The sequence below is a fragment of the Rothia sp. HMSC069C03 genome, from assembly GCF_001811075.1.
In the GTDB taxonomy this organism is placed as follows: Bacteria; Actinomycetota; Actinomycetes; order Actinomycetales; family Micrococcaceae; genus Rothia; species Rothia mucilaginosa.
Genome location: NZ_KZ627140.1, coordinates 312,299 through 336,969, shown reverse-complemented (window position 1 = coordinate 336,969; position 24,671 = coordinate 312,299). Strand labels below are relative to the sequence as shown.

Genomic DNA, 24,671 nt, shown 5'->3' with positions numbered 1-24,671 from the left:
AAGGCTCTAGAAGTTGTTCCTTATACGGCGAGTCTAGACGCTAAACCCCGCGAAAATCCCTGCACGCTGAACCCCGCTCGGCTAACACGCGAAACTCAGCAGCAAAAAGCCCCCGAGATTCTAATCTCGGGGGCTTTCGCGCATATGCTGTTTGTCTAGTGCCTGTTATACCTAGCGCGGGCGGCTCTAGTCTGTAGGCAAATCTAGTCCATGGGTAGGTCGTTCAGGCTGGTGGATACGTACTCCCACCAGGTCGGCACCAACCCGGCATTCATCGCAACCCTCTGCGACAGCATGTGCGACGGGCTCGTACCGTAGAACGGCAGGTACCCTTCCGCCAGGGTCAGGCGTGCCGCATCACGCACCAGCACGCTGGCGATGCCTGCGCCACGCCAGGCGGGCAGCACATCAATACCAATCTGGCGCATAATCGGCGAATCGTCACTCAGGCCAACCATAGCGATAGGGTCTGCGAGCGCGGCGCTCTCCCCCGCCGCGGGTGCATCAGGTGCCTTAGATGCGTTCTCATCCACCTGGTATGCGGCGAGCACCAGCACATCCGGGCGGGTCACGCTAAAGCCCAGCGCGTTCGAGTAGCGTTTATCCCCGCGGAAGCGCTCAAACTGCTCAGCGTCCAGCAGCTCCACGCGCAGGTGGGTTACGCGTGCCTGCGCGTCCTGCGGGTCAACCTCAAGCGCACCCGCGGAGGCATTCGCCTCCCTGCGGATGGTGCGCTCGCCGGTGATTTCGGCGAGCAGCGCCGCCTTCAGCTCGGCGGGGTCAACGCGGCGCATCATACCCACACCGGGCACGGCGCACTTGACCTCCTGTGCCTGCACGCCCTCGGGTATGACCGAGTTCAGCAGGGCGCGGCCGGGCGTGTAGTAGATGCTCGTACCGCTAACCTGCTGGGTGTAGGGGGTGAGCAGTTCGTTGAGCTGGCGCAGCTGCGCGTAGTCGCCCAACCAGTTCGACTGGTCGCCGAGCATGTAGTCGATGGCCTTGTCCAGCACACGCGGATGCTTGGCGCAGAGAATGCCGACGCTCGCGTAGTTGGCGACGCGCAACTCCCAGATATCGTCGTTGCGGCGGCGTGCGGCACCCATCTTCTCGGAGGGAGGCTGCACGGTAGCGAGCAGCGGCAGGCTTTCGGCTTCCGGGTAGTCGCGTAGCTCTTCGAAGGCGCGGCTAATCGAGCCGGGCGCCTGGCAGAAGTCCGCCTCAAGCTGGGTGTGCAGGATGTGCCGCGCACGGTCCGCGGTGGTCACAGCGCCACGGTTCGCAGCACCCCGGTTCACGGCGCCACGGGTTGCCTGGGCTCCCCGAGTGGGTTCGGTTCCTTGAGTTTCAGTCACGTAGGTTTCCTCTAGATCAAGTTCTTGACTAGTTCAGGATCTCAGCAAGGAACGCGCCGGTGTGCGAGCCCTTCACCTGAGCCACCTGTTCCGGGGTGCCCTCTGCGATGACGGTGCCGCCGCCGCTACCGCCTTCGGGGCCCATGTCGATAATCCAGTCGGCGCACTTGACTACGTCCAGGTTGTGCTCGATGGTGATGACGCTATTTCCCTTGTCAACCAGCGATTGCAGCACGGCGAGCAGCTTGCGGATGTCTTCAAAGTGCAGGCCGGTGGTCGGCTCGTCCAGCACGTAGATGGAGCGACCGTTGGAGCGCTTCTGCAGTTCGGTTGCGAGCTTCACGCGCTGCGCTTCACCACCGGAGAGGGTGGTTGCGGGCTGGCCCAGGCGAATGTAGCCCAAGCCCACATCCACGAGGGTGTTCAGATGGCGCGCAATCGGGGTGAATGCGGCGAAGAACTCTGCTGCCTCCTCCACGGGCATTTCGAGTACGTCGGCAATGGTCTTGCCCTTGTAGTGCACTTCGAGGGTTTCGCGGTTGTAGCGCTTGCCGTGGCAGGTTTCGCAGGGCACGTACACGTCCGGCAGGAAGTTCATTTCAATCTTCAGGGTGCCGTCGCCGGAGCAGTCCTCGCAGCGGCCGCCCTTGACGTTGAAGGAGAATCGACCCGGGGTGTAGCCGCGCATTTTCGCCTCGCTGGTCTCTGCGAACAGCTTGCGGATGTGGTCGAACACGCCGGTGTAGGTGGCAGGGTTCGAGCGCGGGGTACGACCGATGGGCGACTGGTCCACGTGAATGACCTTGTCCAGATGTTCCAGGCCGTCGATGCTCTTGTGGCGGCCGGGTACCTGCTTGGCGCCATTGAGCTTGTTCGCCAGGGAGGTGTACAGAATGTCGTTGACGAGGGTGGATTTACCCGAGCCGGACACGCCGGTCACCGCGGTGAACACACCCAGAGGGAAGGATGCGGTCACGTTCTTGAGGTTGTTTTCGCGGGCACCGTGCACGGTCAGCTGACGCTTCTTGTCCACGGGGCGGCGGGATGCGGGCACCTCAATAGTGCGGCGGCCAGCCATGTAGTCGCCGGTAATGGACTTGGTATTCTTCAGCAACTCCTCAAAACTGCCGGAGTGCACGATTTCGCCGCCGTGCTCGCCGGCGCCGGGTCCTACGTCCACGATCCAGTCAGCTTCGCGCATGGTGTCTTCGTCGTGTTCAACCACAATAAGTGTGTTGCCCATATCGCGCAGCTTGGTGAGGGTTTCGATGAGGCGGCGGTTATCGCGCTGGTGCAGACCGATGGAGGGCTCGTCGAGCACGTAGAGCACGCCGACCAGACCCGAACCGATCTGGGTTGCGAGGCGGATGCGCTGCGCCTCACCGCCGGAGAGCGTACCGGCGGAGCGTGAGAGGGTCAGGTAGTCCAGACCCACGTCCAGCAGGAATTGCAGGCGCGCGTCAATTTCCTTGAGGACCTGCTCGCCAATCTTGGCTTCGCGGGCGCTGAGATGCAGGCCGCGCACAAAGCTAAGTGCGTCAGCCAGGGACAGGTCAGTAATGTCTGCGATGGACTTGCCGCCGACCTTCACGCCGAGGATGGTCGGGTTCAGGCGCGCACCACCGCAGGAGGGGCAGGCGACCTGGCGCATGTACTGTTCGTAGCGGTCGCGGGCGAAGTCCGATTCGGTTTCTTCATGCTTGCGCTTAATGTACGCCTTCACGCCCTCGAATCCGGAGGTGTAGCGGCGTTCGCGGCCGAATCGGTTGCGGTAGGACACCTCAACCTTGTAGTCCTTGCCGTCCAGAATGGCGGCGCGGGTCTTGGCGGGCAGGTCCTTGAAGGGGGTGTTCAGGTCGAAGCCGAGCTCCTCCCCCAGGCCCGCGAGCAGGCGCAGCCAGTATTCGGTGGTTGCTTTGCCCTGCGACCAGGGGGCGATAGCGCCCTCACCGAGGGTCAGGTCGGGGTTGGGTACGAGCAGTTCGGTATCTACTTCAAGGCGCGAGCCGATGCCGTCGCAGGCGCTACATGCGCCGAACGGCGAGTTGAAGGAGAAGGCGCGCGGCTCGATGGTGTCGATCTGCAGCGGGTGGTTGTTGGGGCAGGCGAGGTTTTCGCTGAAGGAGCGGGTGCGTTCGGGGTCGTCCTGCTCGCGGTCCACGACGTCGATGAGTACGCGGCCGTCGGCGAGCTTGAGCGCGGTTTCGATGGAGTCGGTGAGTCGCTGGTGAATACCGTCCTTAATGACGATGCGGTCGACGACCACCTCGATGGTGTGCTTGTACTGCTTGGCGAGCTTGGGCGGGTCGGAGAGCTGCACGGTTTCGCCGTCCACGCGGGCACGCGAGTAGCCCTGGGTCAGCAGGTCCTTGAAGAGGTCTACGAACTCGCCCTTACGTGCGCTGACGACGGGCGCGAGGATCTGCAGGCGGGTGCGTTCGGGATACCCCTGCAGAATGTCCACGATCTGCTGCGGGGTCTGCTGGGTGATTTCTTCGCCGCATTCGGGGCAGTGCGGGTGGCCGATGCGTGCCCAGAGCAGACGCATGTAGTCGTAGATTTCGGTGATGGTACCGACAGTTGAGCGCGGGTTTTTGGAGGTGGACTTCTGGTCGATAGACACCGCCGGGGAGAGGCCCTCGATGAAGTCTACGTCGGGCTTGTCAACCTGTCCGAGGAACATGCGCGCGTAGGAGGACAGCGACTCGACGTAGCGGCGCTGACCTTCCGCGAAGATGGTGTCGAAGGCGAGGGAGGATTTACCGGAGCCGGAGAGGCCGGTGAAGACGACCATCGCATCACGCGGAATGGTGAGGTCTACGTTCTTGAGGTTGTTTTCGCGGGCACCCTGAACCCGGATACTGGTCAGGTCGTTCGCTTTGAGTGCGGTGCTACCGTGTGCCGGGCGGGGTGTCATCGAAAATCCTTTCGTCTTATCTTCGAACTTAAATTCTACACCCTCACGCCTTTCACCAGCGGGATTATGCGGCGGGTGAAGGCATGAGGGTGCAGTACTTATATGAGGCGGACTGGCAGGCGCGGTTTACCAGCCGCGGGTTCCCCACTCTTCAAGGTCGGGGCGCTCGTCGCCGAGGGTGGTGGAGCGACCGTGGCCAGGCAGCACGATGGCGTCATCTTCAAAGCCGCCGAAGAGCTTTTCGAGTACGTTGGAGAAGAGCTCACCGAACTGCTGCGGGGAGTCGGTCTTGCCCACGCCGCCGGGGAAGAGAGTGTCGCCGGTGAACAGCAGGGTTGCGGGGGTACCGTCTTCCCAGGTGGTTTCGAGGGTGTAGACGATGGATCCGGGGGTGTGGCCGGGCACGTGCAGGGCGCAGATGACGGTGTCAGAGAGGTAGAAGTCGAAGCTTTCGCCGCCGGCCAGCTCCTCTTCGATGGTGTAGTCTTCCTGCTCCTTAATAGCGGCTGCATCAGCTGCACCCGCGGAGGTCACGGCACCGGTGAGGTGGTCGAGCTCCTTAATAGCGCGGATGTGGTCCCAGTGGCCGTGAGTAACGAGGATGCCGGTCAGACCGATCGCACGGGGCCTGATGGAGTTGAAGTCCTCTTCCTTCTCCATGACGCGCACGCGGCGTTCTTCGCCGTCTGCTAGTTCGAGCTGCGGGCAGTCCTTCAGGAGCGCATCGAGAGTGAAAGCGTAGAGTTCTTCTGCGTCGTCTGCGGGGTCGATGAGTACCTGCTCGCCGGTGGCGCGCATGGTGATGAGGTAGACACTGTTGTCCATCTCGGAGACACTGAACGCACGGACAGTCAGTTCGGGGTTCTCAAAGATGAGGGTGGGTTCGGGGTAAGTAGTCATAGTTCCAGTGTAGGGGTTGTGACCACACAGCATGCGCCTATGCGGTTCGCTCCCCTATCAGCGCATTCGGCGTTGAACGTGCGGGATACATGTACGGGTTGCATGTGCTGGATGCATGTATGGGATGCACAGGGAACAGATTCTGGAGCACGCTCGGTACGGATTGGGTTCAGCGCGGATTAGGTTCCGACTGGACCCCGCCCGGTTGAGGGTTCAGTGAGATTCAAAAGTTAAACAGAGAAGCGACTGCGCATCGATACACAGTCGCTTCTCATGACACCCAGGGGTATCTATCACTCACTCAAACACAAGCAACCCGAGGACTTTGGAAATCTCACGATTACTTGATGACTCAATAGTAGCGAACTTTTTGGGGACTGTTTTACCACCCAATTTGGTACGGAGAGCCAGATTTGGTGACCTGCGCCTCATTGTAATCATTCCGTAATAAAAACAGGTGTTTTTTTAGGGTATCCATACATACCAATTTCATTTTTTTCGAATTTATATGTGATTTATTTCACTCAAAATAATTTTAGAATTTCCCCCTTTTGGCACTTCGGTGCACCTTTAACTCAAGCTTCACGCTCGGCAATCCCAAAGGTTCAATACCCGGTTTTAGCCCGGTATTCCGCAGAAGTAGAGGGTTAAGGTGAAAGTACTTTCAAGTACTTGCAACTTCATAAGCAGGAAAAAATGCACCGCCCACTGTTCAAAAAGTGCACAAATATACACTTGGGGGAAAAATCAATTGGTCTGTTTCACCCCCTTTGGGAACCTTTGAAGATAGGGCTTTTATAACAAAACAATAACAATACCTCATCCAAAAGGGGTCCTAGAGCCACCCAAAAAAACATCTTTCAAAAAACAAAGCACCTAGTCAATACCATATTTTCACAAAATGTAAGACAGTGTGTCACTAAAAAATCAACCTCTACAGATTGTTTAATAAAACCTCACTTTCAAGCATAAATAGAGCCCAATTATTAACCAGCACGTACCAATCCCACCCTCAAAACAGGCGCACTAGAAGCCTCAATGAAAGGTTGAGAGACTCCTCCACTAGGAGTTTCAGGATCCTTCACTCCCCCGGTTGCAGCCCGGTTGTAGCCTAGTTTCAGCCCGGTTGCAGCCTAGTTTCACTCTGTTTTCAAGAGCTCCGCTCCCCAGCCCTCAAGCGTTGCACACCTCGTATTCGCCCCTCATGCTTCCATATATCTGGGGCAGAGCACTCCACAAAAGCACCATAGAGCACAGCAAAGGCGGCGCCCCTCCCTCACTGTGGGGAAGGAGCGCCGCCTCCACTAGCTATAAATCAGCTGGAACAGCTGCCTTAGGACAGGCCGACCATCACGCCGTTCTCGTCGAATCCGATGCGCTCAGCTGCGGGGCTCTTGCTCAGGCCCGGCATGGTGCGCATGGTGCCGCAGATAGCGTAGACGTAGCCAGCACCTGCAGCCAGGCGAACCTCGCGCACGGGCAGGGTCCAGCCGGTCGGTGCGCCCTTCAAAGTGGCATCCGAAGAGATGGACAGGTGGGTCTTCGCGATAACCACGGGCAGGTGCGAGTAGCCCAGCTCAGCGAAACGCTTCAGCTGCTTAGCAGCGGCGGGAGCAATCGAAATGCCGTCCGCGCCGTAGACCTTGGTCGCAACCTTCTCGATCTTGGTCTCGATGGAGTCCTCAAGATCGTAGGTGTACTTCAGATCCGAAACGTCGTCACATGCCTCAGCAACCACGTCTGCCAGGTCGGTGGTGCCCTTACCACCCTCAGCCACACCGCGGTGGATAGCGACGCGAGCGCCAGCCTCCTCAGCGATACGGCGGATAGTCTCGTGCTCGGACTCGAAGTCGGTCGGGAACGCGTTGATTGCCACGACCGGCTGAACACCGAAGTTGCGCACAATCTCGATGTGCTTCTTCAGGTTCTCTGCGCCCTTCTCCACGTCGGAGGGGCTTTCCTGCAGCATGCCTTCGGGCAGGGGCTTACCCGGAACGATCTTGTACAGGCCGGAGTGGGACTTCAGGGAGCGCACGGTCACGACGAGCACTGCGGCGTCCGGCTTCAGGCCGGAGACGCGGCACTTGACGTTGAAGAAACGCTCCGCACCCATGTCGGCGCCGAAGCCAGCCTCGGTAATCACGTAGTCGGAGTACTCCAGGCCAACGTAGTCGGCGACCACGGAGGAGTTACCGGTTGCGATGTTGCCGAAGGGGCCCGCGTGAATCAGTGCGGGGGTGTGCTCCAGGGTCTGCAGCAGGTTCGGGTTGATTGCGTCTGCCAGGATGACGGACATTGCGCCGTCAGCCTTCAGGTCGGCTGCGGTGACGGGCTCGCCGTCGTAGTTCAGGCCGATGACGATCTTTGCCAGGCGCTCACGCAGGTCCTTGAAGGAGGTTGCCAGCGAGAGAATCACCATGATTTCGGAGGCGCTGGTGATGTCGAAACCGGTCTCGCGGACCACGCCGTCCATCCGTTCGCCCAGGCCCACGACGATGTTGCGCAGGGAGCGGTCGTTCATGTCGATAACGCGGCGCCACTCGATTGCACGCGGGTCGATGCGCAGCTCGTTGCCGTGGTGCAGGTGGTTGTCAATCATGGCGGCAAGCAGGTTGTGCGCTGCGGTGACGGCGTGGAAGTCGCCGGTCAGGTGCAGGTTCAGCTTCTCCATGGGAACGATCTGGGAGTAGCCGCCGCCTGCTGCGCCGCCCTTGATGCCGAAGGTCGGGCCCATTGCGGGCTGGCGCAGAGCCAGGATTGCCTTGCGGCCGGTCTGGGCGAAGCCCTGTGCGAGGGAGACGGAGGTTGCGGTCTTACCTTCACCGAGCGGGGTGGGGGTGACTGCGGTAACCACGATGTACTTGGAGCCGCGCTTGCGGGCGGTCTCTGCGTTGGTGGTTTCGTCGAGGAGGACCTTAGCGACATACTTGCCGTAGGGTTCAAGGCGATCTTCGCTGATGCCGTTGTCTGCTGCGATCTTGTTAATAGGCCAAAGATCGGCGGCAAGTGCGATTTCGAGGTCGGAAGGGAAAGGCTTCTTCGTCATTGTCATCCTTCGAGTTGTACGAATCATGCTCTTTTATTCTATGCCTTGGCTCACTCATTTGTCCCTCACCTCGCCGAAAGGTGGCAAATAAACTCAATTTTTAATGCACTAATCCCCGCAACCGGTGACCTCCGCTCACGTGGAGCGGCAGGGTCGGTGCGGGGATTAGTAGCGCATACACGCCGGGCTACCGGTACAGGAACCGGCGATACGACCGGCTATTACGGCATGGTCAGCAGAACCTTGGTGGCGGTACGCTGGTCCATTGCCTCGTAACCCTTAGCCGCCTCGTCGATGGGCAGAACCAGGTCGAAGACACGGCCGGGCTCAATTTCGCCCTTGTAAATCAGGTCGATGAGGGTCGGCAGGTACTTGCGCACGGGGGCGGGGCCACCCTCCAGGTGAACCTGCTTGCCGAAGAGCTTATCGGTGCCGATGGAGCTGTCGTGCGGCACGCCCACGAAGCCGATGTAGCCGCCGTGGCGTACGCAGCCGAGAGCCTGGTCGAAAGACTGCTGGGTGCCGACAGCCTCCGCAACGCCGTGTGCGCCCACGCCGTCGGTGAGCTCCATGACCTTGGCGATGCCCTCTTCGCCGCGCTCTTCCACGATGTGGGTTGCACCGAATGCCTTAGCGAGCGCCTGACGTTCGGGATTGCGGGACATGATGATGATCTTCTCCGCGCCGAGCTGCTTGGCGCCGATGACTGCGCTCAGGCCGACTGCGCCGTCGCCAACAACGACGATGGTTTTGCCGGGGCCTGCCTGCGCTGCGTCTGCTGCGTACCAGCCGGTGCCGAGCACGTCGGATGCCGCCATCAGGTGCGGGATCTGCTCTGCGGTGGGTGCGGCGGGGGTCTTGACGAGGGTGCCATCTGCGAAGGGTACGCGGGCGTATTCTGCCTGGGTGCCGTTGGAGCGTGCGCCAATGAAGGCGTCGCCTGCTGCGATGGCCTTGAGGCAGCGGGAGGGGTAGCCTGCGGTGCAGGTTTCGCATTCGCCGCAGGAAATGCAGAAGGAGCCTACGACGAAGTCGCCGGGGGCTACGGTGGTGACCTCGGAGCCGACCTCGACGACTTCGCCGATGTATTCGTGGCCCATTGCGCTGTGGTCGACGGGCTGTGCGCCGCGGTAGGGCCACAGGTCGGAGCCGCAGATGCAGGATGCTGCGAGCTTGATGATGGCGTCGGTAGGTTCGAGGAGGGTCGGCTTCTCAACTTCGTTGACGACGACCTTGCCGGGGGCTTCCATAACAACTGAACGCATGATGTTCCTTTCAAATCTGCGTTGATGGTTAGTCGTATCAGAGTACGCCCCACACCCCGATATATCAATAATTTTTTATGCTACGGGGTGAAGGTAAAAATTCCGGCCATCGGAACAGCCAGAACCGGCAAAACCGCTCCCACTCCCCTGCTTCTCTGCCGATTTCACGCCAGATTACACCGGGGAAGCCTGGGCATCCCGGCACGCTAAATAGCCCGGTTAAACGGCGGAACCCCCGCGCATCCACAGTGGACACGCGGGGGTTCCGCTCGGTTTATCTCAGCCTCATAACTAAAGGCAAGAAAGGGGGCTCAGAAGTCCCAATCCTCACCCCCCTCTAAAACCCTGCCCAGCAAAGGCTTTCACCTGATTTTAAAATATTTTTGACCATAGTTACCCAAACAAAGCACCGGCAACTTTTTCGACGGCGTCTTGCTCCATCTCATCAAGCACATGCTAATACCGCACCAGAATGGATGTGGAAGACCATCACATAATATCTACCGCCATCTACAGACTAACACCCATAGCAAGAAACACAGTTCCGCGGTAGGCCTAGCACCATGCCCCTGCACCTCTTCTATAACTTTGCGAGACGGTGAATTTGTTCCAACATTGCAAGTCTACATTGAGCATAACGAAGTCATCGCGGTCGACGGTAAAGGCTACCCCCATTTCTGCCATAGGCATCAAAGCCTCAACCCTTTTAGATCCTGTCACTAGACGCAACTGTCTTTGTTGTTTGCAGTGTTCTCGTAGCATTGCCAGGAATGGTGAGGCAGTAGGATGATGCGTATGCTGGCTTTGTTTTTGGGTGGTTCTGTGCGCATGCCCCGTGTCTTTTGGGGCAATGTTGGGCGTGTACTTTTCCGCCGCTGGGGTGGCCAACAGTATCCTGTTCGCCCCCCCGTTGCGACAGGGTCTAATGATAATGACAGATGATTCTTTCAAGGAGGGGTGCAGTAGGTTGAGCCCGCTACAGGTTCAGGCTGGTGTGGTGGTAATGCGGGCGAGCCAAGCTTCGTTTGGAATCAGCTAGAGATTGTGTACGCGGGAGCTTTGATTTTCCCATCTTCTAAAGAAACCCGAAGTTTTGGCATAGGAAATCCTTTTCCTATTACAGTATTTAGGCCATTGTTTCTTCCTTGCAGAAAGTTCAGGGCGCTTTCATATACTTCGGCGTCGGATAGCTGGTCTGTGACTAAGTATCCTTTTATGGTCGGTCCCGCTAACAGATTCCTGATGTGATACACGTATTAGGCGACCTCTTGCCTTCGCCCACTGGTTTGCAAAGCTAGCGATTAGGGATCAAGGATAGCCAGAATAACCTCTGACATAAAAACTAACCTAACCCATCACCTTTAAGGTAATCTAGAAAAAAGTAATCATGAGACCTGGTGCACTTTGTGCACTCAAAACTCCTCTGTTGCGGTGTGCAACAGGGACAAAACATGCACGCCACGTACAAGAAAGGAGTGAAATCAATGACTGGTACAGCACCTGAACCAGTTGCGCACCCCGCCCCGAGACAGGAAGAACCTCTTGTCTATCAGGCCGCGCGACAAGAAGCAGACAAAATACTAGCAAGCTTCGGGGATGCTCTCACATTCCCCGTTGATCTCGGCGTTGTCTCTAATCTCATGTACGCACGCATGCGTCTTGATAACCAAATGGATGACATGTCAGGCATGATTGTCAAGAATCCTGGCATGCCCGCAGAAATTCTCATAAACTCCTACGACCACCCAACACGGCGCCGTTTCACTTGGGCACACGAGCTCGGTCACCTAGCCGAGCGCACAACCGTGGCAAGAGACTTTGAGTATTCCTTCGTTGACTGGCGTTCCACTAGCGGCGTTCGGAACTACACTGTTCACGAATTCTACGCCGATGAATTCGCTGGCGCCCTATTAATGCCAGCGTTTAAAGTGAAAGAGCTAAAAGAACAAGGAAAAAGCACCGTTGAGATGGCACGCTTCTTTGGTGTCTCCCCTGCTGCTATGGACATGAGACTCCACCGACTCAGCGTAGACCCAGAGTAAGGAAGATAAGCATATGGTAGCCGCTAAATCAGGATTCTTACAATATCACGATAGTGTAGCGAGACAGCCCATTTCGCAAGGTAGCACAGCCGATGTGTTACCAGATAAGCAGGCCCAACGAAAGCTGAAACTGACTAATGATGGAATAGAACAAAATCTGTGGCATCAGAAGATACTGTTTTACTTCATCATTGGAATTGTCGTTATTTCGGTTGTGTCCATCATTGTAGTTAACGCTGGTGCAGCCATCGGGGGTACGCATCTTGAAGCATCCGTACTGGTTTCTTTTAATGCAGCTATCGCGGTCCAATCTTTCCTCTTGCTTGGCGTCCTAGCACGGTCGCTATTCCCTACAGCACCAAAGGGTAAGCAAGACCCACAAGACAGTAACGAAGCGTAAAACAAGCAGAAGCCCCGACAACCACCATTGGTTGCCGGGGCTTAGACATTATTTAGATGTAGATAACCTCTGGTACTGGTTTGAGTACTGCGACCCAGCCTACACACAGCGATAAGATAGCGAAAAGCGCCCCACCTGTCTCCTTTGTGTAGGAGATATGTGGGGCGCTTCTTTTTGTATATCTGGTACGAGTGACAAGGCTAGTTCTCGACCATAGTTAAGTTCTGCGGCCTAGAATGGCCCTGAGTGTAATCCGTTAGAAGTCCCAGTCCTCGTCCTCGGTGTTCACGGCCTTACCAATCACGTAGGAAGAGCCGGAACCGGAGAAGAAGTCGTGGTTCTCATCAGCGTTCGGGGACAGCGCCGACAGGATCGCCGGGGACACGTTAGTCACGGACGCCGGGAACATCGGCTCGTAGCCCAGGTTCATCAGAGCCTTGTTAGCGTTGTAGTGCAGGAACTTCTTAACGTCCTCACTCCAACCCACACCGTCATACAGGGAGTGGGTGTACGCCACCTCGTTCTCGTACAGTTCGTACAGCAGGTTGAAGGTGTACTCCTTCAGCTCTGCCTGACGCTCCGCGGACTCCTTTGCCAGGCCGCGCTGGAACTTGTAGCCAATGTAGTAGCCGTGCACTGCCTCGTCACGAATAATCAGACGAATCAGGTCAGCGGTGTTAGTCAGCTTCGCGTGCGAAGACCAGTACATGGGCAGGTAGAAGCCCGAGTAGAACAGGAAGGACTCCAGCAGAGTGGAGGCAACCTTCTTCTTCAGCGGGTCGTCACCGGTGTAGTAGGACAGAACAATCTTCGCCTTCTTCTGCAGGTGCTCATTCTCAGAAGCCCAGCGGAACGCCTCGTCAATCTCCTTGGTGGAGGCGAGAGTCGAGAAGATCGAGGAGTACGACTTTGCGTGCACGGACTCCATGAACGCAATGTTGGTGTACACGGCCTCTTCGTGCGCGGTCACAGCGTCCGGCAGCAGGGACACAGCACCGACAGTACCCTGGATGGTGTCCAGCAGGGTCAGACCGGTGAAGACGCGCATGGTCAGCTGCTTCTCTTCCTCGGTCAGGGTCTTCCAGGAGGGCACGTCGTTGCTCAGCGGCACCTTCTCCGGTAGCCAGAAGTTACCGGTTAGACGATCCCAAACCTCAAGGTCCTTCTCGTCCTCAATACGGTTCCAGTTGATAGCCTCGACCACGTGGTCGACGAGCTTCACCTTTTCACTCATTAGTAATTCTCCGATTCTTAAGGGGCGGTTATGGTCCCACGCGCGCCCAGCCAGTCGCGCAGGCGGGAGCGTGTTCACCGTAACCGCCCCTTCCAGTCTTTAGTTATAGTGTGCCAGCTCAGGCTGAATGCGTCACAGCATTCGGGCTAGAGCATGCAGGATACGCAGCCTTCAACCTCGGTACCCTCAAGAGCCATCTGACGCAGACGGATGTAGTAGATGGTCTTGATGCCCTTACGCCATGCGTAAATCTGGGCGCGGTTGATATCGCGGGTGGTTGCGGTATCGCGGAAGAAGAGGGTCAGCGACAGGCCCTGGTCCACGTGCTGGGTTGCCACAGCGTAGGTGTCGATGATCTTCTCGTAACCAATTTCGTAGGAGTCCTGGTAGTACTCCAGGTTCTCGTTGGTCATGTACGGTGCCGGGTAGTAGACGCGGCCGAGCTTGCCTTCCTTGCGGATCTCAATCTTCGAAGCGATCGGGTGAATCGAAGAGGTCGAGCCGTTGATGTAGGAGATGGAGCCGGTCGGCGGAACAGCCTGCAGGTTCTGGTTGTACATGCCGTACTGTGCCACGTCAGCAGCCAGCTGAATCCACTCTTCACGGGTGGGGATGTGGTGCTTAGCGAACAGTTCGCGGGTACGCTCGGTCTGCGGTGCCCATTCCTTCTCAATGTACTTTGCGAAGAACTCACCGGATGCGTACTTCGAGTTCTCGAAGCCCTCGAAACGCTGGCCGCGTTCCTTAGCAATCTGCATGGAGGCGCGGATTGCGTGGTAGGCGACGGTGTAGAAGTACATGTTGGTGAAGTCCAGTGCTTCTTCGGAACCGTAGTAGACGTGCTCGCGTGCCAGGTAGCCGTGCAGGTTCATCTGGCCCAGACCCACGGCGTGGCTCATGTTGTTGCCGCGCTCGATGGAGGGTACGGAGCGGATGTCGGACTGGTCGGAGACGGAGGTCAGCGAACGAATCGCGGTTTCCACGGTCTTGCCGAAGTCGTCGCCGTCCATGGTCAGTGCAATGTTCAGCGAACCGAGGTTGCAGGAGATGTCCTTACCGACGGTCTCGTAGCCGAGGTCAGCGTGGTAGGTGGACGGCTCAGAAACCTGCAGAATCTCGGAGCACAGGTTGGACATGATGACCTTACCGGCGATGGGGTTCGCGCGGTTGACGGTGTCTTCGAACATCACGTACGGGTAGCCGGACTCGAACTGGATCTCTGCGATGGTCTGGAAGAACTCACGCGCGTTGATCTTGCTCTTGGTGATGCGTGCATCGTCGACCATTTCGTAGTACTTCTCGGAGACGTTGATGTCGGAGAAGGGAACGCCGTAGATGCGTTCCACATCGTACGGGGAGAAGAGGTACATGTCCTCGTTCTTCTTCGCCAGCTCGAAGGTGATGTCGGGGATGACAACGCCCAGGGAGAGGGTCTTGATGCGGATCTTCTCGTCAGCGTTCTCACGCTTGGTGTCCAGGAAGGCGTAGATGTCGGGGTGGTGTGCATGCAGGTACACGGCACCGGCACCCTGACGTGCGCCGAGCTGGTTTGCGTAGGAGAAGGCGTCTTCCAGCAGCTTCATGACGGGGATAACGCCCGAGGACTGGTTCTCAATCTTCTTAATGGGCGCACCGGACTCGCGCAGGTTGGTCAGGGCGAATGCCACGCCGCCGCCGCGCTTGGAGAGCTGCAGTGCAGAGTTGATGGAGCGGCCGATGGACTCCATGTTGTCTTCCATGCGCAGCAGGAAGCAGGAGACGAGCTCGCCGCGCTGCTTCTTACCTGCGTTGAGGAAGGTCGGGGTTGCCGGCTGGAAACGGCCGGAGATGATCTCATCGACGATGTCTTCGGCGAGCTTCTCGTTGCCTTCTGCCAGCAGCAGTGCGACCATGCAGACGCGGTCTTCAAAACGCTCCAGGTAGCGCTGACCGTCGAAGGTCTTGAGCGCGTAGGAGGTGTAGAACTTGAAGGCACCCAGGAAGGTCGGGAAGCGGAACTTCACGGCGTAGGCGCGCTTGAACAGGTTCTTAATGAACTGGAAGTTGTACTTGTCGAAGAGTTCCGGCTCGTAGTACTGGTTCTCGATCAGGTACTCAATCTTCTCTTCCAGGTCGTGGAAGAAGACGGTGTTGTTGTTGACGTGCTGCAGGAAGTACTGACGTGCAGCCTGACGGTCGGCATCGAACTGAATCTGGCCGTTCTCATCGTAGAGGTTCAGCAGTGCGTTCAGCTCGTGGTAGCTCATACCCTTGAACTTCTCGGGCACGCTCTTGCCGTTGTGGCTCGCACCGAGAGTTTCTAGTGCTGAGGGCAGTTTTGCGTCCAAAATGCTTCCAATCCTTCGTTGACTTTTTCTACATCTGAATCGGTGCCCATGAGCTCAAACTTGAAGAGCACGGGCACATCGCACTTCTTGGCGACAATGTCTGCCGCGATACCGAAGAGCGGACCAAAGTTGGTGTTGCCGGAGCCAATCACACCGAGCATGTGGTGGCGATTTTGCTCCACGTTCAGGAATTTAACCACCTGCGGGGGAACGTTACCGGCGCCTTCAGGCTTGCCGTAGGTGGGGACGATGAGCACGAACGGCTCATCAAGAATGAGGGTGTCTTCGCCGGTGCGCAGCGGCAGGCGGAGGCGGCGGGCACGAATCTTCTCCACGAACTTGTGGGTGTTACCGGAGATTGAGGAGAAGTAGACGATGAGTGGCTCTGTGTCATCCAGTTCAACCTCGGTCGCTCGACCCTCGGAGGCGTTGCGTGCGTCCAGAAGGATCTTCCGGATTTCTGCGTGCTCGTCGACGGGGTTGGGCGTGAGGGCGGTACTCAATCTGTACTCCTTATTCTCGTGTGCCGGTGTAGTTCCGTGCCGATTTTCCGTTTGTACGGGTTTCGGCAGGGTTGTTACGCTGCCAGAGCGTTGATCTTGTCGGGCTGGAAGCCGGACCAGTGCTCGTCGCCTGCGATGACGACGGGTGCCTGCATGTAGCCGAGGGACTTGACCATTTCGAGGGCCTGAGCGTCTTCGGTGATATCAACCTTGGTGTAGCTGATACCCTTCGCGTCGAGGGCGCGGTAGGTCATGTTGCACTGGACGCACTGGGGCTTGGTGTACACGGTCACTACCATGGGAGTGCCTCTTACTTTCTCCCGCTCGGGCGGGGCTATCTCGTGAATGAATCGGGCGTGTTTCGTCGGTGGTTCGCCACGTGTTGTTTACGGCGGGCGCTGTGCCGTCCGCTGCCCCCTCTTAGTGGGGCGTGGCGGTTTCCTGCACTGGGGGCAGGGCACCTAAAAGTGCCGTAGTGGTGGAACCGAGTATTAATACTACATCTAGTGTCGAGATTTTTCTGCACCACAAGATGATGTGGTGCGAGGGTCGTGTTTCATTCGATAAACCCACAGTTGAACCCACTTAAGAGGGGGTGTCTACAGCTTATCCACACCCTGCCGCGGGGCTAGTTCGCCGTATTTTCGCGGGGTGCGCTGGGTTATCCACAGGTGGGGTTTAAGTTGGACAGGATTTTTAAGGGTTCATTCGCCCGCCAAGTTGAGGTTCAGTTAACCTCATGTATGCGTTTGGGGGCATAAAACCCGGCAGATTCGGGCTTGATTTTAAAGAGATCTTAACTCTCGCCCATTCTTGCGCGGAACGGCGCGGTTTTAAAGCAGAATGGACTTTCTTAAAGGCGGGGGTTAACCCCCTTCGGGCGGGTTTAAGCTATGTGATTAAGGCTGTAGAAAAGATTTTTAACTCTTTTTCAGCAGCCGGTGTGTCGTGGGTTTAAGTTGGTTAATGCTTCTGGAATGGCAAAACCCACCGCATATACCGGTATTTCACGGTATTTGCGGTGGGTTTACTGGGTATCAGCGCTGGTTTTAGCAACCGGCGAGCAGTAACCGTCTAGAAATCGATTAGGCCCAGCTCGCGCAGCTTCTTGCTGAGCGTTACGCCGTCGGTGGCTTCAATCCACAGCGGCGAGCGCATCATCTGTTCGGCGCGGTAGTCGCTCCACACGCGGCCGGAGGCGAGCATGGTCTCCCCCACGGTCAGGTTGCGGATGACGATTGCCGCCACGTTGTCCGGGTAGCGTACCGCGAAGCCGTTGTAGATGTACGGGTCGCGCTGCCCGTCGTCACCGACGAGGATCCACTTCATCTGCGGAAATTCCTCGGCGAGGCAGCGTAGGGACTCGACCTTGTGGTTGGTTCCGGAGCGGAACCAGCGGTCGGGGGTGGGGCCCCAGTCGGTGAGCAGGAACGTGCCGCGCGGGTAGCCGTTGCGGCTGAGGAAGCGGCGCAGGGTCGGGGTGATGTTCCAGGCGCCGGTGGACAGGTACATGAACGGCGCATCCGGGTGGCTACGGCGGATACGGTCGGTCATGACCGCCATGCCGGGGGTGGGGATGCGTGCGTGCTCGTCGAGAATGAAGGAGTTCCAGGCGGCAACGAGGGGGCGCGGCAGCATGGTGACCATGACGGTGTCGTCGACGTCCATGATGACGCCGAGCTTCTGGCTTTCGGGAACGATGTAGACGCTGGTTGCTACGGCGCGGGAGCCGGGCACGTACATGATGACTTCGTGCATGCCGGGGTCCAGGTCGATGCTGAGTTTGACGTCGAGCACGCCGCCGCGGTCGGTGTACGCCTCATACTTGGTGCCGTCGATGACGATGGTGACGGGCGCATCGGACATTGCGGTTGCGGTGAAGGAGCGCCAGCCGCGCATGGGGTTGGCGGTGTCTTGGGTGCCTTCTACGACCTGTAGCAGGCGTTCGAGGTTGACCGTCTTGTAGAGTGCGCGGGCGATGATGCGGACCCAGCCGGGGTTTCCTTCGGAGGCGGCGCGGCCGTAGCCTTCGGTGGGCACGAGGATAGGCTCGCGACCGGCGGCGATGGCGCGCTTTTCACGCCACCTGTGTAGCCGGTCTGCAACACGGTAGCCGATGTTGACTGCCTCATCGGCAGCATCGTTCACAAGGTTGCGCAGTTCGTGAGTGCCCAAATTCTCCATCCCACTAGTGTAGCGGAGCATTACCGGCTTGCGGCTTTAGGATTTTGTGTTCTTATACCTAGTTTTTATACCTATTAATACTGTGGTGCTGAGCGCGCGGTGTGATGTGCACATTATTTAGGGTGTATTCGCTGTTCAGATTCGTTCCTTGCAGGTGGGCGCGTTATCCTGGAGAGTATGACCCACTCACAGCCTAACCGCCGACTTTTTGTGCTCGGCACTGCTATGCTTCCGCTGATCGCTGCCTGCTCGAAGAAGTCGAATGACTACGACGGCACCAGCGGTAATTTCACTCCGTATCAGGCTGGCGGCGAGACCTCCGCTGCTGCTACTCGCCCCGCGCCCACGAATTCGCCGACCGTTGCCGCTGCTGGCAACCCGGTTGATAAGCCGCGCGAATGGCCCGGCATCGGCAACTCCCTCATTGGTGACGGCAAGTATGTTGCGTGGACTGTTGATGACGGCGTAAGCCCGGAGGCGATTCGCGGCTACGCTGAGTTCTCGAAGCGTACGAATACTCGCCTGACGTTCTTCATTAACGCTTCTTACACCGGTTTTAAGGAGCATGTGTCGTTGCTGCGTCCGCTGGTTCAGAGCGGTCAGATTCAGGTTGCGAACCACACCTACAGCCACGCCGACCTGACCACCCTGGATGCTGAGGGCGTGAAGGAAGAGCTGCAGCGTAACGAAGACGAGATTATGAGCATGTTCGGTGTCTCGTCGAAGCCGTACTTCCGCCCGCCGTATGGCCGCTATAACGATGCGGTGCTGAAGGCTGCCGGTGAGATTGGTTTTACCCGCCCGGTCATGTGGAACGGCACTACCGGTGATGAGGCGAAGACTAGCTCCCGCGTGATTTACATGCGCTGCATCCGCTACATGCTGCCGCAGCAGATTGTGCTGGGCCACCTGAACTACGAGACGATCATCCCGATCCTGGATAAGGTGAAGGGCCTGATTGATGACCGCGGCCTGACTGCGGTGACGATTCGTGACTACTACGGTGACGCATCCGAGGAAGAGATTAAGGCGGCGGCTCCTTCGCCGACCGCGACCCCGGAGGAGAACACCCCCTCCCCCGAGGCAACTACGGAGGCGCCGGCCCCTACCCAGGAGCCGACTACTGAGGCTCCGACTCAGGCGCCGACTACCCGCTATGAGGATGAGGCAGCGGCGACCCAGCAGGCTACGACTGCACCTGCGGCGGCACCCACTACGGCTCCGCCGGCTCGTGCGACCGCCGCACCTGCGGCTACGACTGCTCCCGCGGCTACTGCCACTACCGCACCGGCGGCTGCCCGCCGATAGGGCGCGTATTTCGCGTGTGCTAAGCCCCCTTGACCCGGTTCCTGTACGGACATTCCTGTACAGAAGATTCTGTACGAACCGGCGCGAGGGGGCTTTGCCGTACCCGACGGGAATAACGCTGGGGAATAACGCTGGGGAATAACGCTGGGAATAGCCGGGAATAAACACGGCAGCCGGGGCGTTAGGTGAGCATACAGGCGGCAATGTGCCGCATCCGAGTATGAGAGGAATAGATAACGTGCGTATTGATATTTGGTCCGATATTGTGTGCCCCTTCTGCTACGTGGGCAAGCGTAACCTGGAGCAGGCGCTCGCCGAGTTTGAGCACCGTGACGAGGTTGAGGTGGTGTGGCATAGTTTTGAGCTGGACCCGTCGGCTACGGAGCATCCTGCCGGTTCGCTACCTGAGATGATTGCTGGTAAGTATCAGATGTCGTTGGAGCAGGCGATTGCGAGCCAGGAGTCGTTGGCGGAGCGTGCCCGCGAGGTGGGTTTGGATTTCAATTGGCGTCAGGCGCGGTACGGTAACACGTTTGATGTGCACCGTGTGATTCACTATGCGGCGGAACAGGGTTTGGCGTCGGCGGCGCAGGAGGCGTTTAAGCTGGCGTACTTTACGCAGGGCCGTTCGGTGCAGGATCACGAGTCGATTCTGGATATTGCTTCTGAGATTGGCCTGGATACTGCCGAGGTTGAGGCGGTGTTGAAGAGCGACCGTTACGCGGCGGATGTGCGTGCTGATGAGCAGTTGGCGCGCCAGCTGGGCATTAATGGTGTGCCGTTCTTCTTGATTGAGTCGAAGTGGGCGGTCAGTGGTGCGCAGCCTGCGAAGATGCTGGTGCAGGCGCTGCGTCAGGTGTGGGAGGAGACTCACCGTGTTGAGTTTTTGAACCCGCTGGCGGGCGCGGCTGGTGATACTGCGGGTGACGGTGCTGCGGAGGCGGGTCCGTCCTGCGATATGAACGGCAACTGCTCCTAGCGACAGTTCTGGATGGAGCTGTCCCGGAGGGGGTGCTACTCCCCTAACGCCCCCGGCTCATGCAGCCCCAGATATGGCGAAGCCCTCTTGTGCCGGTTCTTGGCTAAACCGGTACAAGAGGGCTTTGGCGTGCCAGATTGGCGTTTCTTCCCTTGTCGGAATGTTTGGGGGCTCAATATTACCTGCGGATGGGGCCGTTTTCCTTTACACTTGAGTGTGTGTTCTACGGTGAACACACTTGTCCACTCACTTTATAAAGGAATATTGTGTTGAAAATTCACACCGCGACCGCTGGTGTTCTTGCGGGTGCTCTGCTGCTGACCGGTTGCTCTTCGTCTGTTCGCGCCCCGAAGCCTGTGCCTTCTGCGTCATCGTCGACGTCTGTTTCTGCTAGCCCTTCGGTTTCAGCTACTCCTAGTTCTTCTCCGACGCCGAGTGCGTCTGCAACTCCTTCGGAGTCTCCTACCCCGACGGTAACCCCGTCTCCGGCTCCGACCACTGAGGCGCCCGTGCAGGCACCGGCTACTGAGGCACCTTCCGCGGAGGCGCCGGCGGCTCCGGTTTCTGCGGTTCCCGCGCAACAGGCTGAGCCTGTTCAGCAGGCGCCGGTAGCTACGGAGGCGCCCGTCCAGCAGGCACCCGCCCAGGCTCCGGCGGCTGAGGCTCCCGCTCAGCAAGCTCCCGCGCAGCCGGTTCAACAGGCTCCGGCGCAGTCGAGTGTTTATTACAAGAATTGTGCTGCGGCTATTGCTGCGGGTGCGGCGCCGTTGCATCGTGGCGAGCCGGGTTACCGTCCTGGTCTTGATTCTGATGGTGACGGCGTGGCGTGCGAGCCGAAGAAGCGCTAGGCTTCCGTCTGTCCTTATGACGAAGCCCCCTCGTACTATTTCTAGCACGAGGGGGCTTCGTCATATCAGCCTCGTTCTATCAGCTCAGTCGGTGAGGCTAGCGCGGCTGGTAGGCGCGGGCACGCTCAGCACGAGCACGGCGCGCCTCCGCATCCTGCAGGACCGGCACCAGCATACGCACCACCTGGTCCATGCCACGCACCACCAAATTCAGCCACAAACCCACAGACCACACCGCCGCCACACGCGGATGCCCCGTGCGCACCCACCGCACACCCAGAAAAGACAGCGAGTAATACAGCAAAAGCAGCAGCGACTCACGGAAGCGGTGCACCTGCCGAAGGAGAGGATTCTGAGGAAGCTTCATCATGCCTCCCAGTATACCCACCGGAACCCCTCGCCGGGGCTCCCCCGCACTACCCGTAATAGTCACGAATCGTCACCGTCTTCAACCCGCGCCGATCCAACAACGCCCGAATACGGTCCAGCTCAGACACCACACCCCGATAATTCAAATGCCCAATCACAATATGTTGAGCCAACGCATACTTCTCCGCATAGGCATACACCTCAGCCGAAGAAATATTAGACGAATCCGCCAACGACCCGTACCACAGAACCGGGCGCGTAAAACCACACGACGCCGCAGCCGCCAACACGCGCGCATCATAATACCCGTACGGCGGGCGGAAATACGGCTTCGAAGACACCCCAAAAAGCCGCATAATCTCCTCATCATTACGGGTCAACTCCTGAACAATCTGCTCATCCGTCAGGCTCGTCAACGCCGCATGACTATACGTATGGTTCGCAATCTGCAACTGACCACTCTTCACCAGCGGCAACAACAGGTCACGATGCTGCCTAAACGCCGGGTACTGACCGTTGATAAAGAAGGTGAGGCGCGTGCCGGTACGGCGAGAAAACTCCGCGTAGGCGCGTACCACCTCCGGGTCGGCGCCGTCATCGACCGTCCACGCAATGTACTTGCCCTCACCGGGCAGGCCGGTCTGCGGTCCAGTCCAGGCACGAGCTTCGGGAATCGGGTTCGACGACGTCGCAGTCGCAGAAGCGGTCTTAGATGCCGCGGCGGTCGGGGATGGGGTACCCGTTGCGGAGCCAGATGCGGAAGGGGTACCCGCCGAGCTTGCCGAAGGGGTCGAAGAAGGGCTCGCCGAGGCACTGCCCGACGGGGTGTTCGACGGGGTACAACCGGTGAGGCCAAGACCCAGCACGCCGAAGCTCACCGCGCCTAGACCAAAGGTACCAACGTGTTGTAAGAGTTCCCGTCGCCCCATGGAGGCGCGGGCAGAAGCACCCGCCGCCGCCGCCTGGTCAGCGGTGGGGTTGACGATAGCGGACTGACGAGTAGTGATAGGTGTTTCTGAGTGTGGAACAGTGTTCATATTACGAGTGTATGATGAGACCACTGTTAGCTATCGAAAAATTCAAAATATTACTTAATGATTAACAACGGCACTATTAAAGAACCTTTATACATGTTCAGTCCACTCACTCACCGAAGACCACGCTCAGTACACTAAGCTACCCGCACGCCAGGTAATCCAGGTACAGCTCCAGCTACAGCGCAAGGTACAGCTCTAGGTAAGCACAGCAAGACCCCTCCCCCAGAACGCATTCACAACGCGCACGGGAAAGGGGCCTCAATATATAAGTTCACACAATCGTACAACCAAGTACGCGGAGAGAAACCTACTCAGACTCCGAAGCTTCCGGCTGTTCCGACTTAGCGGATTCCAATGCATTCAGCGCCTCCAGAGCCGCAGCCTCCGCAGCCTCTTCGGCGTCCGCCTCAGCCACACGCTCAGCATCCGACTCAGCAGAAGTCACCACCGCCGGGTTCGTCAAAACCTTCACACCCATGCTGCGCAGCGCATCCGTGTTCGTGATCGTCTCGTCATTATCAATCAGGTACACCTTGTACCCGTCATTCCGCAGACGACGCATCAGCTCCAGGAGCATGCTCTGAGCGACCTCATCCACCGCGTACACGCGAGTCACATCCAGGGCTACCTTGGAACCCTCCATCGGGGCTTCCACAATCTCACGGATCACGCGCTCCACACCCGCAAAACGGATACGGCCCTGCAACTGAATCAGGCGCATAGACTCATCGCCCGAACCGATCTGGTAGTTCGCACGCAACGCCGAACGAGCCACCGTCGGCACGTTCATCACGTGCATGCCCATGTCATCAGAGAACTGCTCGAACAGCTCTACACCGCGCACACTATTACCGTGACCGTCCAGACGCGGCGAGAACGTCGCCACGCCCAGCTGACCGGGCACCGCACCAATAATGCCGCCGCCCACGCCGCTCTTCGCCGGCACACCCACCTGGGTTGCCCAGTCACCCGCAGCGTTATACATGCCGCACGTGAACATGACGCTCAGCACCTGACGCACCACGGTCTTAGGAACCACCTGCTCACCCGTCACCGGATGCACACCATAGTTCGCCAAAGTCGCCGCCATCAACGCCAAATCCTTAACCGTCACCATCAGCGAGCACTGGCGGGTATAACCCTGCACCGCCACGGTCGGGTCACCGGTCAGGATGCCGTGGCCGCGCAGCATGTGCGCAATCGCGTAGTTGCGGTGCGCGTGCTCCAGCTCAGACTCGTACACGCGCTCGTTCACCGACAGGCGGCGGCCCGCAAACGCAGACAGACCAGAAATGACGCGCTCCATGCGCTCGCCCTGAGTCGCACCGGGAGGACCCACCAGCGAATGGGTGGTAATCGCGCCGGCGTTAATCATCGGGTTCAGCGGCTTACCGGAACCGTCCTCCAGGGACAACTCGTTGAACGGCTCACCGGAAGGCTCCACGCCCACCTTCGCAAGCACGTCATCATAGCCGCGGTCCGCGAGCGCCAGGGCGTACACGAACGGCTTAGAAATCGACTGAATTGTGAACTCCACATCGGAGTCACCGGCGGCGTACTGCTCACCGTCAACCATCGCAATAGACGCGGCGAGCTTGTCCGGGTCCACGGCGGCAAGTTCCGGAATATAGTTTGCCAACTCACCGGAGGTATCAGAAGCGACCGACTCGAGGGTCTCGGTCAGGTAAGTGGCAATAGGTGAATGCATAGTGTTCCGTATCTGCTGCTAATCGTGGTTGTTCTCGTCAAAAATCTATGGATGCGCCCGCCCGCTGTTCCGTTTCAGCTATTCCGTTTCAGCTGGGCTGAGGCGCTCATCGTTGCAGGCTACCGCGACTGCCAAACTAAAGAGCCAGCCAGCGGACCTGTCAAAGTGTGTGGGTGAGGAGCACCTTTTGCTCCCTAAAGAGTGTATCTTTTGCGTGTTGAAGCCACCAAATATAACGGTCACTACTCC

General features: G+C 58.4%; 18 protein-coding genes. 5 read left to right on the top strand and 13 right to left on the bottom strand.

All coding sequences use genetic code 11. The features are described 5' to 3' along the window. Positions 1-203 precede the first annotated feature (203 nt). The 5 genes from HMPREF2779_RS08490 to HMPREF2779_RS08470 all read right to left on the bottom strand — a co-directional run bounded on the left by HMPREF2779_RS08490 (position 204) and on the right by HMPREF2779_RS08470 (position 9,483). Complete coding sequence (locus HMPREF2779_RS08490; protein WP_105361304.1) at positions 204-1,355, bottom strand: GNAT family N-acetyltransferase; 1,152 nt, start codon at positions 1,353-1,355, stop codon at positions 204-206. A 28-nt stretch (positions 1,356-1,383) separates the two neighbouring features. Continuing rightward, positions 1,384-4,272 carry an excinuclease ABC subunit UvrA gene (gene uvrA, locus HMPREF2779_RS08485; RefSeq protein WP_105361303.1) on the bottom strand — a complete coding sequence of 963 codons (2,889 nt, stop codon included), beginning with the start codon at positions 4,270-4,272 and terminating at the stop codon, positions 1,384-1,386. A 126-nt stretch (positions 4,273-4,398) separates the two neighbouring features. Continuing rightward, the gene (locus HMPREF2779_RS08480) at positions 4,399-5,172 is read right to left on the bottom strand and encodes an MBL fold metallo-hydrolase (RefSeq protein ID WP_233992333.1); all 774 of its coding nucleotides are present in this window, start codon (positions 5,170-5,172) and stop codon (positions 4,399-4,401) included. A gap of 1,333 nt (positions 5,173-6,505) precedes the next feature. Beyond that, the gene (locus tag HMPREF2779_RS08475) at positions 6,506-8,218 is read right to left on the bottom strand and encodes a formate--tetrahydrofolate ligase (protein ID WP_005508799.1); all 1,713 of its coding nucleotides are present in this window, start codon (positions 8,216-8,218) and stop codon (positions 6,506-6,508) included. Between the two features lie 221 nt (positions 8,219-8,439). Then, positions 8,440-9,483, bottom strand: coding sequence for a zinc-dependent alcohol dehydrogenase family protein (locus HMPREF2779_RS08470; protein ID WP_105361301.1), 1,044 nt, complete (start codon positions 9,481-9,483; stop codon positions 8,440-8,442). A 1,484-nt stretch (positions 9,484-10,967) separates the two neighbouring features. On the opposite strand from HMPREF2779_RS08470, the gene HMPREF2779_RS08465 reads away from it, so the two are divergent. Both HMPREF2779_RS08465 and HMPREF2779_RS08460 read left to right on the top strand, forming a co-directional pair. Next, positions 10,968-11,525 carry an ImmA/IrrE family metallo-endopeptidase gene (locus HMPREF2779_RS08465; protein ID WP_070686463.1) on the top strand — a complete coding sequence of 186 codons (558 nt, stop codon included), beginning with the start codon at positions 10,968-10,970 and terminating at the stop codon, positions 11,523-11,525. Between the two features lie 13 nt (positions 11,526-11,538). Next, positions 11,539-11,925 (top strand): hypothetical protein, encoded by a 387-nt coding sequence (locus HMPREF2779_RS08460; protein ID WP_105361300.1) that lies wholly within the window; start codon positions 11,539-11,541, stop codon positions 11,923-11,925. Positions 11,926-12,181: 256 nt separating this feature from the next. Here HMPREF2779_RS08460 and nrdF read toward each other — a convergent pair whose 3' ends face one another. The 5 genes from nrdF to HMPREF2779_RS08435 all read right to left on the bottom strand — a co-directional run bounded on the left by nrdF (position 12,182) and on the right by HMPREF2779_RS08435 (position 18,173). Continuing rightward, complete coding sequence (gene nrdF / locus HMPREF2779_RS08455) at positions 12,182-13,159, bottom strand: class 1b ribonucleoside-diphosphate reductase subunit beta (protein ID WP_049352870.1); 978 nt, start codon at positions 13,157-13,159, stop codon at positions 12,182-12,184. A 146-nt stretch (positions 13,160-13,305) separates the two neighbouring features. Continuing rightward, a complete protein-coding gene (nrdE, locus tag HMPREF2779_RS08450) occupies positions 13,306-15,486 on the bottom strand; it encodes a class 1b ribonucleoside-diphosphate reductase subunit alpha (RefSeq protein ID WP_105361299.1) in 2,181 nt (726 codons plus the stop codon). Further along, positions 15,459-15,989 carry a class Ib ribonucleoside-diphosphate reductase assembly flavoprotein NrdI gene (gene nrdI, locus HMPREF2779_RS08445; RefSeq protein ID WP_070686469.1) on the bottom strand — a complete coding sequence of 177 codons (531 nt, stop codon included), beginning with the start codon at positions 15,987-15,989 and terminating at the stop codon, positions 15,459-15,461. The genes nrdE and nrdI overlap by 28 nt, the downstream gene beginning before the upstream one ends. Before the next feature lie 74 nt (positions 15,990-16,063). After that, a complete protein-coding gene (gene nrdH, locus HMPREF2779_RS08440) occupies positions 16,064-16,288 on the bottom strand; it encodes a glutaredoxin-like protein NrdH (RefSeq protein ID WP_005505794.1) in 225 nt (74 codons plus the stop codon). Between the two features lie 775 nt (positions 16,289-17,063). Next, positions 17,064-18,173: an App1 family protein gene (locus HMPREF2779_RS08435; RefSeq protein ID WP_070686665.1), complete on the bottom strand. Its 1,110-nt coding sequence runs from the start codon at positions 18,171-18,173 to the stop codon at positions 17,064-17,066. Between the two features lie 177 nt (positions 18,174-18,350). Here HMPREF2779_RS08435 and HMPREF2779_RS08430 point away from each other — a divergent pair, with 177 nt between their 5' ends. From HMPREF2779_RS08430 to HMPREF2779_RS08420, 3 genes are all read left to right on the top strand, one after another. After that, on the top strand, positions 18,351-19,481 hold the full coding sequence (locus tag HMPREF2779_RS08430) for a polysaccharide deacetylase family protein (RefSeq protein ID WP_105361298.1): 1,131 nt from the start codon (positions 18,351-18,353) through the stop codon (positions 19,479-19,481). Between the two features lie 238 nt (positions 19,482-19,719). Beyond that, the gene (locus HMPREF2779_RS08425; protein WP_105361297.1) at positions 19,720-20,460 is read left to right on the top strand and encodes a DsbA family oxidoreductase; all 741 of its coding nucleotides are present in this window, start codon (positions 19,720-19,722) and stop codon (positions 20,458-20,460) included. A 266-nt stretch (positions 20,461-20,726) separates the two neighbouring features. After that, complete coding sequence (locus HMPREF2779_RS08420) at positions 20,727-21,308, top strand: excalibur calcium-binding domain-containing protein (RefSeq protein ID WP_105361296.1); 582 nt, start codon at positions 20,727-20,729, stop codon at positions 21,306-21,308. 97 nt (positions 21,309-21,405) lie between these two features. Here the strand turns inward: HMPREF2779_RS08420 and HMPREF2779_RS08415 are convergent, their stop codons facing one another. The 3 genes from HMPREF2779_RS08415 to HMPREF2779_RS08405 all read right to left on the bottom strand — a co-directional run bounded on the left by HMPREF2779_RS08415 (position 21,406) and on the right by HMPREF2779_RS08405 (position 24,422). After that, positions 21,406-21,678 carry a hypothetical protein gene (locus HMPREF2779_RS08415; RefSeq protein ID WP_233992332.1) on the bottom strand — a complete coding sequence of 91 codons (273 nt, stop codon included), beginning with the start codon at positions 21,676-21,678 and terminating at the stop codon, positions 21,406-21,408. 46 nt (positions 21,679-21,724) lie between these two features. Beyond that, the gene (locus tag HMPREF2779_RS08410; protein ID WP_070686486.1) at positions 21,725-22,714 is read right to left on the bottom strand and encodes a polysaccharide deacetylase family protein; all 990 of its coding nucleotides are present in this window, start codon (positions 22,712-22,714) and stop codon (positions 21,725-21,727) included. 307 nt (positions 22,715-23,021) lie between these two features. Beyond that, positions 23,022-24,422, bottom strand: a complete 1,401-nt coding sequence (locus tag HMPREF2779_RS08405) for a glutaminase (RefSeq protein ID WP_070686488.1) — start codon at positions 24,420-24,422, stop codon at positions 23,022-23,024. Positions 24,423-24,671: the final 249 nt, after the last annotated feature.